A 14,769-nucleotide genomic window follows, 5' to 3' on the forward strand; every position below is an offset into this window, starting at 1 on the left:
GCAGGTCAAGACCGCAGAAGTGATGCCAGCTCCGCCGTGCTTGCGCGACCAGGCACCCAGTGACACGACGGTCAGGAGCACGACGATATGTGCCGTGACAACCGGCATGACCCCGAGCTCTCTCACGTATGAGTCGGCGTAGTCCTGCCCTGCCTGACCGCGATCCTGTCGGGCGCCTTCGACCGTCAGGCCCAGCCAGAACCAAGAAACGAACAGGACAAAACCTCCGACCGAAACGGCAACCCACCTCAGGGATTGCATCTCGATTCGTCGGTCGGTTCTGGCGCCGCCCGTCGAGCCGTCACCACGTGACCCGTCACGCTCAACGGGCGAGCCCGAGGCTGAGGGGGGAGGTGTCATGACCACGAAGCTACTCGAAGGCGCAAACCGATCGGCTTCGCAGTATCGGCCCGTCGTCGGTCTCTTCACGAGCTGCTCTGAGCGTCCTCGTCTGACCCGCGTTGCGTTCACCGGGGATTGATGCCCGTAACATCCTGACGATGTTGCCCTCGACGAGGACCGGCACGAAGTCACGTAGCTGCACCTGGCCGAATCGGCTGACCTCTCCTGCGATGAGGTCGACAAGCGTGTCCTCAGCTACAGACGGGAATTGATAGGACACCCGCATAAGGACGTGAAGAAGCGCCTCGTACTCGTCTGCCGGGTCCGTAACGCTCACCTACCCAGTGTGCGCCTCGTCGGTGTCGAGGGCGCCGACACCCATCTGGGCGCGATTGGTCAGGGTCCGCCGGTGAGTCTGCGCCAACGACGTTTCGTGCTTAGCATCGGGTCATGACGACAGAGCCCGGTGACGTTGACGCGGCCATCGCGGAGATCACGGAACGCCTCGAAGAGCGCTACCCCCATCACCACATTGAGACCATCCGGGCCGCCGTCGGTGACGCTCGTGATCATTTCGCGCGCGCCAAAGTCAAGGATTTCGTTCCTCTGTTCATTGAGCGCGAAGCCCGCGCGCGCCTAGAGCACCCCGCGCCTTAGAGCGTGGCTACGACCGAGGCGCCGGCGCGCAACCCGTGGGTTGTGCACCATGCCGCAGCGGCGCGTAGCTGATCGGTCTCCTACGGATCAATCCGCGTCTCCTTCAAAGGGGCCGCGCCACCGACGTAGCCGACGAAGCGAGCATCCTCGAGGTCTCGACCAATGAACAACGACTCACCGCGATGCTCTTCCAGATCGAAATCGGGGTCCATTCCACCGACCCGGTTCGTGGTTTTCGATTCTTCGTCAGGGCCCACCATGCCTCCACGGTCTCATTCGACCGGCGAGGGCTCAACGTGTCCGCCCGCCGTTGGTGCAAAACCGATCGGTTTTGCACCGCCACCACGAAGGTCACCATCAACGGCCTCGTGACCAGCGCCCCCGTCTCCTGGGATGAGCCCGCGTACCACCGTGCTCACCTGACCGAAGCCCGAGTCGCACCGGGCCACAGCATCACCTACAAGGTGGTGCTCACGAACAGGCCACCGTCGCCGTCGACCACGATCACCGCGACCGCTTTGTGTGAACGCACGGGTACCCCTCTCAGTACGGAGAGCTGGGCTGACGGTGAGGAGGTCAGCGGCGACCGCTCTCGCGGTCCCATTCGAGCGATCTCCACTGCAGGAAGGCGCAGAGGTTGCCCGCGACGACGAGCTCGGCGGCGAGCCCCGCCAGAGCATGTGGTGTGAACGTCTCATCGACATCGCTGCCGGTGAGCGAGGCCTGCCAGAGCGGGTCGTCGTACCCGCGAGGTTCTATGTAGACCGCGCCGTGTCCATGACGCAGTCTCACCACGACCAGGCCGGTGTCGCGGCCGTCGACATCTTCCTGATCGATCACACGCACCGTGCCCACGACACGATGCCCCTGACGAACGAAGTCCCTCACCCATTCCTCGAGCTGAGCGCGGGAGCGCCGCGGAGGCGAGTCGGCGAGGTGCTCGGGTATCGCGGGATAAGCTTACGGCGTAAGTGTCCTCCCGCGGCCGGCCCCGGCCATATCCCTCGCGGCACCCGCCCGGCCGGGCGGGACCGCCGGGCCCACCGCTAGCGCGTCGCCTTCTCCAACAGCTCCAACACGTGCACGTACGACTCCCCCGTCGCCTTCGACATGCCCAGCTCGCACGTGCGGTTGCACGACGCGAAGGCGTCGGCACCCCAGTCGGCGACCTCCGCGGCCTCGGGTGCGGTCGCCGCCTCCGTGAGCTCGGGGTGCAGCATGCCGCGGTCGCCGGCGTAGGCGCAGCACCCCCACGCGTCGGGGACGCGCACCTCGCTCGCGACCGCCTCACCGAGAGTCCGCAGCGCCGGGTCGATGCCCAGCTGCGTCGACGAACACGTGGGGTGAAGCGCCAGCAGGTCGGCCACCGGCGTCGGTGTGAGACGAGGAAGGAGAGTGGATGCCGCGAACGCCACGGCATCCACGACCTCCACGCCCTCGTCACGCAGCGTCGCGGCGAACCCCTCGGTGCAGCTCGACGCATCGCAGACGATCGGCAGCGCGCCGTCGCGACCGGCGGCGCGCACCGCCGCCCGCACACGCGTCGACATCGTGGCGTGTCCCTTCGCATACCCCTTCGACGACCAGGGCGTGCCGCAGCACAGCGCGTCGATGCCGTCGGGCACCACCGCCGAGACCCCGGCCCGCTCGAGCAGCCGCACGAACGCCGCGGTCGCACCGATGCCGTCCGCGGGCCCGAACATGCTGCCCACGCAGGCCGGCAAGAAGACGGCGACCGGCTCGACGCCCGCGGCCCCCACCCGAGACCCCAGCGACCGCCGCGACGCGCCACCCGCGGGCAGCTCCGCCGAGTACCGCGGCACGGTGTCGGCGCCGAGCACCGCGCGAGCGGCATCCGTCACCGTGCGCACGGCCGGCGTAGGCAGAGCCGCGGCGACGCTCAGGGCGGCGGATCCGGCCCGCGTCACGGCGCCCCACCCGGTCGCCGCCGCCGACCATCCCGCGGCGAGCACGGGGTTGGCGTCCTCCCGCCGGAAGCGCTTCATCAGCGTCCCGGTGTTGATGAGCACGGGGCACGCCGTCTGGCACATGCCGTCGACCGCGCACGTCTGCACGCCGTCGTAGTCGTAGTCCTTCTCGAGCTCGGCGACCAGGGCTCCGTCGCCGCGTTCCCGCGCCGCCCGTGAGGCCCGCCGCACGACGATCCGCTGCCGCGGGGTCAGCGTCAACGAACGACTCGGGCACACCGGCTCGCAGTAGCCGCACTCCACACACCGGTCGGCTTCGGGTTCGATCGACACCGGCGCCTTCACGTGACGCATGTGCGCCCCGGGGTCGTCGTCGATGATCACCCCCGGATTCAGGATGCCGCTCGGGTCGAGCAGACGCTTGAGCTCCACCATCACCTCGTACAGCTCGTCGCCGTACTGCCGTCGCACGTACGGCGCCATCGCCCGACCCGTGCCGTGCTCGGCCTTGAGGTTGCCGCCCGCGGCCAGCACCAGGTCGACCATCGCATCGGTGAAGCCCTCGAAGCGCCCCAGCGCTCGCGCCCCCTCGAAGCGGTCGGTGAGCATGAAGTGGATGTTGCCGTCTTTGGCGTGACCGAAGATCACGCTGTCGTCGTAGCCGAACCGCGCGAACAGCTCCTGCAGGCCCGCGCACGTGTCGGCGAGACGCGCGACGGGCACGACCACGTCCTCGAGCAGCGCCGTCGTGCCCGAGGGGCGGGCTCCGGCCACCGAGGCGTAGAGACCCTTGCGGAAGGTCCAGGCGGCGGCGCGTTGCGCGGGATCGCTCGAGAACACGGCCGGTGTCCGCAGGTCCTCGGCACCGAGCACGCGGGCCCCGGCCGCGGCGAGCTCCCTCAGACGGGAGGCGTCATCGGCGTGGTATTCCACGAGGAGCGCCGCCTGCGTCGTCGCCTCGAAACCGTGGATGGCGGCGGGGGTGCCGGCCAGACGCTGACCGACGCGGAGGGAGGTGGCATCCATCAGTTCCAGCGTCGCCGCGCCCGTCGCCACCAGGGCGGGCAACGAGCGGGTGGCCGCATCGAGCGTGGGGAACACCGCGAGCGTGGTCGCGATGGCCGGGCGGATCGGAACCGTGCGGAACGTCGCCTCGGCGACGAACGCGAGCGTCCCCTCCGACCCCACCGCGAGGTGGGCGAGCAGAGCCGCCGGGGTGTCGAAGTCGAGGAACGCGTTGAGGGCGTACCCCATGGTGTTCTTCATCGCGAACTGCCGCTCGATCAGCGCGACGCTCGCGGCATCGCCGACCACGCGCTCCCGCAGGCGCATCAGCCCGTCGACGAGGGCGGGTTCGCGCGCCCGGAGTGCCGCGTCGGCGTCGGGCGCGGCCGTGTCGACGACGGTCCCGGATGCCAGCACGAGCACGAGGCCTTCGAGGGTGCGGTACGAGTTCTCGATCGTGCCGCAGGCCATGCCGCTGGAGTTGTTCGCCACGACGCCGCCGATCGTGCACGCGGCCTCGCTCGCGGGGTCGGGTCCGAGACGGTGCCCGTGCCGCCGCAGGCGCGCGTTGACCTGACGCACCGTGGCCCCGGGCTGCGAGCGAACGCGGCGTCCACCGTCGAGCACGTCGATGCGCCCGAACCCCTGCCGCACGTCGACGAGGAGCCCCGCCCCCGACGACTGCCCCGACAGGCTCGTTCCGCCCGAACGGAAGGTCACCGGGGTGGCGGATGCCGTGGCCCCGCGCAGGATCGCGCCGACCTCGGCCGCGTCGGCGGCGACGACCACGGCATCCGGGGTCAGCAGGTAGTGGGAGGCGTCGTTGGCATACGCCACGCGGTCGATCGCGCGGGTGCGGATACGCGCGACATCGGCGACGGCCGCGGTGATCTCGGGGGCGATCTCGGGCGCTGCGAGGGTCATGCGTCGTCCTTCGAGGTGTGCGGGCGGCGAGGGCGGTCGGCGCCCGGGGCGGATGTCCGGGCGGCGGCGATGCGCCCGCGGTGGGGTCCGAGCACGAGCGCGCTCACGCCTCGCCCTCGTCGGTCAGCGCGCGTGAGAGGTCGGGAGAGGTCTCGACCACCGCCCGGATGCCGACCGGCGGCCCCGCGACGATCGTCGACGCGTGCGCGACGGCGTGGGCCCCCCACTCGGCGGCCGACGCGGTGGCGACGGCGAGCGGGTCGGCACCACCGGCTGCCGCGGCGGGCGTCCGTGTGAGCCCGAGGAGGAACCCCGCGAGGGCGGCATCCCCCGCCCCGGCGGTGTTCGCGACGTACGGGGCGTCGGCGCGCGCGAAGACCGCACGGTCGGCGGTGACGGCGATCAGGCCGTCGGCGCCCAGGCTCGCGAGGACGGTCGCCACTCCCCGGCCGACGATCTCGCGCGCGGCCGTGACGACGTCGCCGAGGGTGGCGAGAGGTCGCCCCACCGCCGACGACAGCTCCTCGGCGTTGGGGGTGAGCAGATCGATGCCGACGGGGTCGGCGAGCACGGCTTCGAGGGCTCCACCGCTCGTGTCGACGGCGATGCGCGCTCCGTGCTCTCGCGCCACAGCCCGCACGGCGGTCAGGTCGACGAGCGTCCCGGTGCCGGCGAGTTCGGGCAGGCTGCCCGAGACGACGAGCCACGGGTCGGTGCGGGCGGCGAGCTCGGCGCGCAGCGTCGACACCGCGGCATCCCAGGCCTCCGGCGACAGGGGCGGGGTGGGCGCGTTGACCTTGGTGGTGGCGCCGTCGGCGTCGATGATCGAGGTGTTGACGCGGGTCGCTCCGGGCACCTCGACGATGCGCAGCAGGGGTGCGGTCAGACCGCATCGGGCGAACCGCACGTCGTCGGCGCCGAGCACGACCACCGCGGCGGTGTCGGCGCCGCCCGCGGCGAGGGCCGCCGAGACGTTGACACCCTTGCCGCTCACCTCGCGCGTGTAGCTCTCGGCGCGGGTGAACGACCCGCGGCGCAGCGTCCCGATGCGGTAGGTGGCGTCGATCGCCCCGGCCGCGGTGAAGGTGACGATGCCGGTCATGCGCCGCGTCCGGTGATGACGTCGAGCAGGCGGTGCACTTCGCCCGCGACGGCGGCGCGCCCCGGGGCGAGCCAGCGGCGGGGGTCGATGGCATCCGGGTCCCGAGCGAGCTCGTCGCGCACCGCCGCCGTCAGCACGGCGTTGAGGTGCGTGCCGATGTTGACCTTGCGCATGCCCGCGCGGACGGCCCCGTCGATGCCCGCGTCGGCGACGCCGCTCGAGCCGTGCAGCACCAGCGGCACCGGCAGGGCGGCGGCGAGCTCGGCGATGAGGTGCTCGTCGAGCCGGGCGCTGCGCTCGCGCATCGCGTGCTCGCTGCCGACCGCGACGGCCAGGGCGTCGACACCCGTGGCGTCGACGAAACGCGCGGCCTCGGCGACGTCGGTGCGCACGCCGGGTGAGTGGGCGCCCTTGCCGCCGATCTCGCCGAGCTCGGCCTCGATCCAGCCGCCTGCGGCGTGCACGCGGGCGGCGACGGCCGCGGTGCGCTGGAGGTTCTCGGCGTCGTCGAGGTGCGCCGCGTCGAACATGACGGAACGGATGCCGACGTCCAGCGCCTCGTCGACGAGCCCGTCCTCGGTCGCGTGGTCCAGGTGCACGACGACGGGCACCCGGGCACCCTCGGCGAGGCGCAGTGCGGCGGTGCCGGCGGGTGCCAGGCCCCCGTGGAACGCGATGGCGTTCTGCGACAGCTGGAGGATGACCCCGCTGTCGGCGGCCTCCGCGCCGGCGACGATCGCTTCGGCGACCTCGAGGGTGATGAAGTTGAAGGCCCCGACCGCGCGGTGCGCGGCGAGCAGTTCGGGCATGTCGGCCAGCGGCACGGCGGTGTCTCTCTCTTGTCCGGGGTGGGGCGGGGTTCGGGGCGCTATCCGCCGCTCGGGGCGTGGCGTTTCCGCCCCGATCGGCCGACTCCGCCCCGAACGGGGAAGAAGGCGTGGATGCCGGAGCCTCCGGCGGGGGTGCGGCATCCCATCCCCGTGCGGTGTCGGGGTCTGGCGTGCCGTCGGGATTCGGGGCGCGATCCGCCGCTCGGGGCGTGGCGCTTCCGCCCCGAGCGGCGAGAACCGCCCCGAACCCTGCGGGAGGGAGGGAGGGGGCGGATGCCGGCACCCTCGCGTGTGCGAGGGGCCCGGCATCCGGGTGGGTCAGCAGCTGGACTTGTAGACGGCGTCGGCGCCGTCGGTGGCGATGTTGTCCTTCGTCAGGATGGTGAAGCCCGTCTGGATCTTGGCCTCGGTGGCCTCACCCTTCAGGGCCGCGATGGCCTGCTGGACGCCGTCGGAGCCGATGGTGGCGGGCTCCTGCGCGACGAGGGCCTGGACGGTGCCGGCCTCGAGGGCCTTGACCTGGGCGGGACCCGCGTCGAAACCGACGATGGTGACGGCGCCCTGCTTGCCGGCCTGCTGGACACCGGTGGCGGAGCCCTCGGCGGCGAACAGGTTGGCGGCGAAGATGCCGACGATGTCGGGGTCCTTCTGCAGCGCCGCGGTCACGATCTCCGCGGCCGTGGCGGGCTCGTTGTGCGAGTACTGCACGCCGACCGACTCGAACTTGCTGTCCTTGGCGACGGCGTCCTCGAAGCCCTTCGCGCGGGCGTCGGTGGTGGAGATGCCGGGGTCGACCGACACCACGAGCACCTTGCCGCCGTCGGAGTTCGCATCCTGAATCGCCGTGAACGCGGCAGCCCCGCCGCCCTCGTTGTCGCTGGAGATCTGCGAGACCGCGCCGGACGGGTCTTCGAGCGTCGTGTCGACGAGGACGACCTTGATGCCCGCAGCCTCGGCCGCCGCGATCGGCGCCTGCATCGCCGACACGTCGGTCGGCGCGATCAGCAGAGCATCGGGCTGTGAGGCGACGACGGCGTCGACGATGGGCTTCTGGAGGGTGGGGTCGAACTTCTCCGGGCCCTGGGTGGTGACGGTGGCGCCTTCTTTGGCGGCTTCGTCCTGGATGCCGCACTGCATGGAGATGTAGAACTCATCTCCCGCGACGCCCTGGACGAACGCGATCTTGTAACCGCCGTCGGATCCGCCCGAGGCGGAACCCGACGAGGAGCCGCCGGAGCATCCGGCGAGGACGAGGGTGGCTGCGGCGCCGAGGGTGGCGAACGCGAGAACCTTCTTGTTCCACTGCATTGTGATTGCCTGTTCTCTCTTGGTGGTTACGGACGCTACGGACTCAGCCGCGGCGGCCACCTCTGACGAAGGTGCGCCAGAGGCTCTGGGTGTTGCCGCGCGTGGCGGCGGTGCGGCGCACCTGATCGACGTAGACGGCGGTGATGAGCACCGCGCCGACGGCGACCTGCTGCCAGAAGGGCTGCACGCCCGTGATGACGAAGCCGTTCTGCAGCACGGCCGGGATGAAGAGGCCGACGACGGTGCCGAAGATGGTGCCGACACCGCCGAAGAGCGACGTGCCGCCGATCACGACGGCCGCGATCACGTTGAGGTTCGTCTGCGATTGCCCGGCGATCGCGGTGGTCGAGAACTGCGACAGCGCGAGGATGCCGGCGAGTCCCGCGAGAGCTCCCGACAGCGTGTAGACGGAGATGAGGTGGCGGTCGACCTTGACGCCGACGCGGCGGGCGGCGAGCTCGCTCGATCCGACGGCGTAGGTGTAGAGGCCGAACTTCGTGAAGTGCAGCACGATCGCGCCGATGACGACGATCACGAGCGCGATCACGCTGATGATCGGGAGCGACCCGAACACGTTGCCGTAGCCGATCGAGACGGTGAGCACGGTCGGGACGTCGCGGATGTCGACGCCGCCGGTGAGGATCTGCGCGAGGCCGAGGGCCATACCGAGCGAACCCAGGGTGACGATGAGCGGTGGGATCTTGGCCTTCGCGATGAGGAAGCCGTTGAACAGGCCCCAGCACACGCCGCTGAGGATGGACACGAGGATGCCGACGGTCGCGACGCCCCAGCCTTCGCCGCCCATCGCCCGCATGACGAGGGCCGAGACGACGCCGGAGAACACCAGCACCGAGCCGATCGAGAGGTCGATGCCCGAGGTGATGATGATGTAGGTCATGCCCACGCCCAGCACCGCGAGGATCGAGGCGTTCTGGATGATGAGGCGGAAGTTCGACCACTGGGCGAACGAGTCGGGCGCCAGCACGCTGAAGACCAGCACGATGACGATGAGGATGAGCAGGATCTGGAACGCCTGCGCCTTCAGCAGCCCCACGAAGAAGTTGGGCTTCGAATCGTCGAACGTCCCGATCGCGACGGTCTCGGTGGGAGGGGTCTTGACGCTCATTTCCGGTCGTCCTTCGTGACGGCGCCGGTCATGAGTCCGACGAGTTCTTCCATGGAGGTGTCTTTGGCGTTGATGTTGGCGACGCGGGTGCCGAGGCGCAGGACTTGGATGCGGTCGCAGACGTCCATGACGTGGGGCATGGAGTGGGAGATGAGGACGACGGCGATGCCTTTGTCGCGGACGCGGCGGATGGTTTCCAGGACGTTCTTGGTCTGGCGGACGCCGAGGGCGGCGGTGGGTTCGTCGAGGAAGACCAGGCGTCCGGCCCAGTGCACGGCGCGGGCGATGGCGATGGCTTGGCGTTGTCCGCCGGACATCTCTCCCACGGGGGAGGTGAGGGAGCGGACGGTGGCGCCGAGTTCGTCGAAGGCGGCGCGGGAGGCGACGGCCATGTCTTTGGTCTTCATGAACCCGAGGGCGCCGGCGAGGCCGGGGCGGCGGATTTCTCGGCCGAGGTACATGTTCTGCACGGGGTCGAGGTGGGGGGCGAGGGCGAGGTCTTGGTAGACGGTTTCGATGCCGAGGGCGGAGGCGACCTGGGGGTTGGTCATCTCGATCGGTTTGCCGTCGAAGAGGATCTCTCCTTCGTCGACGGCGAGGTTGCCGGAGAGGGCTTTGACGAGGGTCGATTTGCCGGCGCCGTTGTCGCCGATGAGGGCGGTGACTTCGCCGGGGTAGACCTCGAAGTCGACGTTGTTGAGGGCGCGGACATGGCCGAACTGACGGGACAAGCCCCGCGCCTGCAGCACCGGGACGGCGGTGGTGACTGACGACATCGTCAGCTCCTTTCGTGGGAGAGGAGGGATCCCTCGTCGGCGACGAGAGAGGAAGTGAGGAACGACTCCGCGACGACCTCGAACGAGTCGGCCGACACCGCGAACGCGGCGAAGAGCGCCGCGCCGTACGCCGTGCCCTCGTCGTGGGTCGAGACCGTCACGTCGGGCAGCAGCGCGGAACGGGAGCGGACGACGGATGCCATCGTCGACCACCCGCCGGTGAGCACCGTCGAGGTGGGCGGCGCGACCTCGCGGTCCATCACCGCCATGCATTCGGCGAGCATGTCGTTGCCGTGGCGCAGGCTCGCCGCGAACAGCTCGGCGGGGCTCAGCCCGTCGCTCTGCGCGACGATCTTCAGCACGCCGTCGTCGTTGCGCGCGCCCGAGACCTCGAGGCCGCCGTCGGCGAGGGCACCGTCGACGGGCAGCGCCATGGCCGCGTCGTCGATCTGCGCCCGGCCCGTGGCATCCGTGATGCCGAGGAGCTGCAGGACGCGCCGCATGAGCAGCCCCGACTTCGTGCCCGCCAGCAGCACGTACTTGCCCGGGATGACGTGGCGGACGCAGTTGATCCCCGCGAGGGCGAGGCGCTCGCGTGCCGCGAACGGCAGGGTGTCATCGAGCACGCGGACCAACGCCTCGGCCGTTCCCATCGAGTCGTACAGCTGGCCGGTGTGGGTCGCGCCCACGGCGACGGCCGAGACGAGGTGGTCGTGACCCGCGACGGTCAGTGCCGCGCCGCGGAAGCCCGCGGGCATCGCCTCATCGCTCAGCACGCCCACGGCCTCGCCCGCGCTCACCCGCGCTCCGAGGATGCTCTCGTCGACGCCGAGCACGTCGAGGGCGGCACCCCACGGGGTGCTGTCGTCCTGGTCGAGCAGGCCGGTGCGGGAGGCGAGCGAGTACTCCGCCACGCGCGGCCCGCCGAGCGCATGCACCACGTACTCCGGCACGTTGAGGAAGGTGGTGCCCGCCAGCGGGATCCCGCTGTCGCGCAGGTGGAGCAGTTTGGCGATGGATGCCAGGGGCCCCACCGGCAGCCCGGTGCGACCGAGGAACTCGGCGCGGAACTCCGCGGGCGTCGCCATGATCTGCGCGGCCCCGCGAGGGTCGAACCACGCCATCAGCGGCGCGAGCGCCCGGCCCTCGGCATCCAGGAGCACCCCCGCCTCCGCCATACCCGAGACGGCGAGCGCGACGATGCGGTAGTCCGCGTCGAGACGTACGTCGGCTTCGGCGGCGAGGTCGCGCACGACGGCGATCGCCTCGTGGGCCGTCATCTCCGCCCGGCCGTGGTCGAGGTTGGTCCAGGGCGAGCGCCGGCTGACCACCAGCACCTGGCGCCCCTCGGGAGTGGCAACCAGCAGCTTGGTGCTGGTCGAGCCCATGTCGATTCCGACGACGTAGTCGGTCACTGCACGTCACCGCCGTTCAGGGTTCCGGGCCAGCCGGCGCCGGGGGCGCCGACGAGGATCTCGGCGCCACCGGTCAGGCGCCAGGCGCCGAAGGCGTGCGGCACGGCGTAGACCTGTCCGCGCTCGACGTCGACGGTTCCCGCGTCCGAGACCAGGGCACCCGCGCCCTCGCGCACCAGGACGACGGCGAAACCGGCGTCGCGCGGGACCGTGTCGCCGGCGGCGTCGAAGAGGCGGAAGTACGGGTCCGCGGCGTCGGGCAGGAGCGAACGGAAGGCGGGGCCGGCGGGCGTCGTACCGGCCGAGCTCACGAGGGCGTCGAGCGCGTCGGCATCCAGCTTCTCGGTCGAGACGGCGGGCATCACGGCCTCGAAGCCGAGGTCGAGGTGCGATTCCTCGCGGGTGGACGTCGTGACCGACCACTCCAACAGGATCGAGAAGTCGGTGGGTTCCTGCACCTCGGCGACGAAGATGCCGCCGTCGATCGCGTGCACGGTTCCGGCGGGAACGAGCACGCCCATCCCCGGGCGCACCACGACGCGGTTCATGTGCGCGAGCATCCAGTCACTGTCCTGCGCGTCGCGACGGCGATCGAGTTCGTCGCGATCGACGGCCTGGTTCCAGCCCACGTACACCGCGCAGTCTTCCTCGGTCTCGAGCACGTACCAGGCCTCGGTCTTGCCGTACGGGCAGTCGAGGTGCGCGCGGGCGAAGCCGCGGTCGGGGTGCACGTGGACGGGGAGGCGCTGACGCGCGTCGAGGAGCTTGACCAGGATGCCGAGATCGGCGGCATCCCGCCCACCCCGGAGCCCCACCCAGGCGGCACGGTCGGCCGTGACGAGGTCGCGCAGGAAGGCCCCTTCATCGGTGACGGCCAGACCGATCTCGTCGGACCCGAAGCGCGACACGGTCGAGCCGAGCCACTCCTCGGGCTGGCGGTCGGTCTCGGGCACGATGCCGCGGAGGGCCGCGATGCGGTCGCCGCCGAGGTAGAAGTGCTGCACGGGGTTGGGGGGCAGCAGGACGGGCTTCATCACGGGGCTCCGATGGGGGCAGCGGCCGGAACGACGGCATCGCCGCCCGGCTCGGGGTGGACGAGGGTGAGCGCGGTCGCGACCAGGGCTGCGGCGGGCTCGACGAGGGCGGGAAGCGCGCCGCCGATCGTCGCGTCGGCAGACCCCGTGATGCTCCCTGAGCCTGTCGAAGGGCCCATCGCGGACACCGCGACGGCGGCCGCACCCGGCGCCGCGACCTCGCCTGATCCGCGCGGCACGAGGCGGGTCGGCACGACGATGCGGGCGGGTCCGTCGTCGGGCCGCTCGGCGCGCTGCCGCAGCAGTCGGAACGCGGCCGTGGCGAGCAGCCGCGGGTCGTGGTCGACGAACGTGATGCCGGGATCGAGCACCTCGGCGAGGGTGAAGTCGCCGAAGGAGATGAGTGCCGGCATCCGCAGTCCCCGCGCGCGGATGGCGCGGACGGTGCCGATGGCGGCGAGGCTCGTCGCGCACAGCAGGGCGGTGGGGGCGTCGTCACGCTCGAGCAACCGGGAGGCCTCGGCGGCTTCCCCGCGCCCGAAGCGCTCGTGGGTGACGACGAGCGAGGGGTCGAAGGGCAGTCCTGCCGCCGCGAGGGCCGAGCGGTATCCGGCGAGCCGGTCGCTGACCGTGGGGTAGGGCACGTCCTCGCCCATGAAGGCGACGCGTCGGTGTCCGTGCGCGATGAGTGCGGCGGTGGCCTCGACGGCCGCCCCGAAGTCGTCGATGACGACCGCGTCGATGCCGGATCGCACCCGGTCGATGCAGGCCACGGGGAAGCGGGTGCGGAGGGCGGCGAGGGTCGAGGCCGCGACCGCGACGGGTGCCACGATGAGCCCGGCCAGGCGGTGCCCGGTGAGGCGCTCGAGCTGCGCGCTCTCGCGGGCGGCATCGTAGCCGGTGCTGGCGAAGATGACGCTGAGGCCCTCCGCGACCGCGAGCTCCTCGACGACGCTGACGAAGGCGGCGAAGAACGGGTCGCTGATGGCGTCGATCAGGATGCCGATCGTGTCGGCGTCGCGCCGCTTGAGCTCGCGAGCACTGCGGTCGGGCACGAACCCGAGCTCGCGCACGGCGCGCAGGACCCGCTCCCGGGTGGGCGGCAGCACCCCCGTCTCGTCATTGATGACGCGCGACACGGTCTTGGGGCTCACGCCCGCGGCCGTCGCGACGTCGATGAGCCGGGCGCGCGGCCGAAGCCCCGTGGCCTCGTCGGCCGTCTCTCGCTCGTGCGTCATCGCTGCTCCGACATCGTTGTCTTGCGGACCGGAAACCCTCGGGCGGGCTTCGCTGGAGTCAGCATGAGCCCGTCGGACAACGTTGTCAAGTCACGGATCCATCTCGGATGACATCGATGTCGAGGCCGAGCTCCCACGCCGCTCCCGGCTCGAGCTCGCGCAGCAGACCCGCCGCCCGAGCGTCGGCGCGCCCGAGGATCGTCGCCGCCGTCGCCGGCTCGACGCCGAGCACGACCGCGCCCTCCTGCGCCACCCGCCACTGGAACATCCCCGGCAGCACTGCGGTGTCGAAAGAGATCCGGATGCCGAGCCCCGACCGCGAGACGACCTCGGCCGCGACACGGCGGTGCGCGGGCAGCTCGTGCACGAACACCTGCTCGGGGTAGTGGGCGACCGGCTCCGGGAACTCCGCCCACGACGCCCGCCCCGCCTCCGCCTCCGCGTCACGGGCCCGCACCCGTTCCGCCGGCGAGCGCAGCACGGAGCCGGCATCGACCACCGGCCAGCCGAGGTTCACGTGGTAGAGCACCATGGGCTCCACCGCGCGCGACCCGCGGTTCACGATCTCGTCGCGCAGCTCGATCCGCCCCGCCCCGAACGGCAGGCGCACGCGCCGCCGCACTTCGAGGTTGGCGCCGAGCACGGTCGCCTCCACGATCATCGCCTCCACCACCACGGCGTCGCCCACGACCTCCGCACGGGTGACGGATGCCGCGAGCCCGCTGTACCGCCCGTGCTGCGGGTGCTCCCCCTCGGCGTCGACCGACGGCGGACCGAACGACAGGAGCCCGCACGTGGTGACGAGTCCGCCGCCGAAGGACGCCCCGAACCCCCCGGCACCGGGTCGCGGCCACCCCGTCGGCGACACCCAGGCCAGCGGCACCCCGCGGTGGCGCACCTGCCCGATGTCGAGCCCGCGGTCGGGGAGCATCTCGACCTCGAGCTCGCCCGCGATCAGCCGCAGACGCCGGGTGCCGGCATCCGGTCCGTCGGTGCGCACCGACGCCTCCACGCTCGCCACCTGCGCGAGCGAACCCGTGCGCCGCCGCACCTCGTCGATCGCCGATCCGTACAGCTCGCCCAT

14 protein-coding genes are annotated in these 14,769 nt (G+C 71.4%); 1 reads left to right on the forward strand and 13 read right to left on the reverse strand.

Features of this window, described 5'->3' with window-relative positions; translation table 11 throughout:
* Positions 1-370: 370 nt before the first annotated feature.
* Entirely contained in the window at positions 371-679 is a 309-nt protein-coding gene (locus QRO03_RS16395; protein ID WP_502883003.1) for a three-helix bundle dimerization domain-containing protein, read from the reverse strand.
* Positions 680-792: 113 nt separating this feature from the next.
* Here QRO03_RS16395 and QRO03_RS04950 point away from each other — a divergent pair, with 113 nt between their 5' ends.
* Positions 793-999: a three-helix bundle dimerization domain-containing protein gene (locus QRO03_RS04950; protein WP_285136401.1), complete on the forward strand. Its 207-nt coding sequence runs from the start codon at positions 793-795 to the stop codon at positions 997-999.
* 80 nt (positions 1,000-1,079) lie between these two features.
* Here the strand turns inward: QRO03_RS04950 and QRO03_RS04955 are convergent, their stop codons facing one another.
* The 12 genes from QRO03_RS04955 to QRO03_RS05010 form a co-directional block, all read right to left on the reverse strand.
* Positions 1,080-1,259: a hypothetical protein gene (locus QRO03_RS04955; protein WP_285136402.1), complete on the reverse strand. Its 180-nt coding sequence runs from the start codon at positions 1,257-1,259 to the stop codon at positions 1,080-1,082.
* A gap of 316 nt (positions 1,260-1,575) precedes the next feature.
* Positions 1,576-1,887: a hypothetical protein gene (locus QRO03_RS04960; RefSeq protein WP_285136403.1), complete on the reverse strand. Its 312-nt coding sequence runs from the start codon at positions 1,885-1,887 to the stop codon at positions 1,576-1,578.
* A gap of 158 nt (positions 1,888-2,045) precedes the next feature.
* Positions 2,046-4,856, reverse strand: a complete 2,811-nt coding sequence (locus tag QRO03_RS04965; protein ID WP_285136404.1) for an FAD-binding and (Fe-S)-binding domain-containing protein — start codon at positions 4,854-4,856, stop codon at positions 2,046-2,048.
* A gap of 103 nt (positions 4,857-4,959) precedes the next feature.
* Complete coding sequence (locus tag QRO03_RS04970; protein ID WP_285136405.1) at positions 4,960-5,958, reverse strand: 1-phosphofructokinase family hexose kinase; 999 nt, start codon at positions 5,956-5,958, stop codon at positions 4,960-4,962.
* Complete coding sequence (locus QRO03_RS04975) at positions 5,955-6,782, reverse strand: class II fructose-bisphosphate aldolase (RefSeq protein ID WP_350224119.1); 828 nt, start codon at positions 6,780-6,782, stop codon at positions 5,955-5,957. Before QRO03_RS04975 ends, QRO03_RS04970 begins: the two co-directional genes overlap by 4 nt.
* A gap of 324 nt (positions 6,783-7,106) precedes the next feature.
* Entirely contained in the window at positions 7,107-8,096 is a 990-nt protein-coding gene (locus tag QRO03_RS04980; RefSeq protein ID WP_285136406.1) for an ABC transporter substrate-binding protein, read from the reverse strand.
* A gap of 43 nt (positions 8,097-8,139) precedes the next feature.
* Positions 8,140-9,222 carry an ABC transporter permease gene (locus tag QRO03_RS04985; RefSeq protein WP_285136407.1) on the reverse strand — a complete coding sequence of 361 codons (1,083 nt, stop codon included), beginning with the start codon at positions 9,220-9,222 and terminating at the stop codon, positions 8,140-8,142.
* Positions 9,219-9,998 carry an ATP-binding cassette domain-containing protein gene (locus tag QRO03_RS04990; protein WP_285136408.1) on the reverse strand — a complete coding sequence of 260 codons (780 nt, stop codon included), beginning with the start codon at positions 9,996-9,998 and terminating at the stop codon, positions 9,219-9,221. Before QRO03_RS04990 ends, QRO03_RS04985 begins: the two co-directional genes overlap by 4 nt.
* Positions 9,999-10,000: 2 nt before the next feature.
* Positions 10,001-11,413 (reverse strand): FGGY-family carbohydrate kinase, encoded by a 1,413-nt coding sequence (locus QRO03_RS04995; RefSeq protein WP_285136409.1) that lies wholly within the window; start codon positions 11,411-11,413, stop codon positions 10,001-10,003.
* Positions 11,410-12,450 (reverse strand): class I mannose-6-phosphate isomerase, encoded by a 1,041-nt coding sequence (locus tag QRO03_RS05000; RefSeq protein ID WP_285136411.1) that lies wholly within the window; start codon positions 12,448-12,450, stop codon positions 11,410-11,412. The genes QRO03_RS04995 and QRO03_RS05000 overlap by 4 nt, the downstream gene beginning before the upstream one ends.
* The gene (locus QRO03_RS05005) at positions 12,447-13,685 is read right to left on the reverse strand and encodes a LacI family DNA-binding transcriptional regulator (protein WP_285136412.1); all 1,239 of its coding nucleotides are present in this window, start codon (positions 13,683-13,685) and stop codon (positions 12,447-12,449) included. The genes QRO03_RS05000 and QRO03_RS05005 overlap by 4 nt, the downstream gene beginning before the upstream one ends.
* Before the next feature lie 85 nt (positions 13,686-13,770).
* Positions 13,771-14,769, reverse strand: coding sequence for an aldose 1-epimerase family protein (locus QRO03_RS05010; RefSeq protein ID WP_285136413.1), 999 nt, complete (start codon positions 14,767-14,769; stop codon positions 13,771-13,773).

Source organism: Microbacterium sp. lyk4-40-TSB-66 (genome assembly GCF_030209475.1).
Taxonomy (GTDB): Bacteria; Actinomycetota; Actinomycetes; order Actinomycetales; family Microbacteriaceae; genus Microbacterium.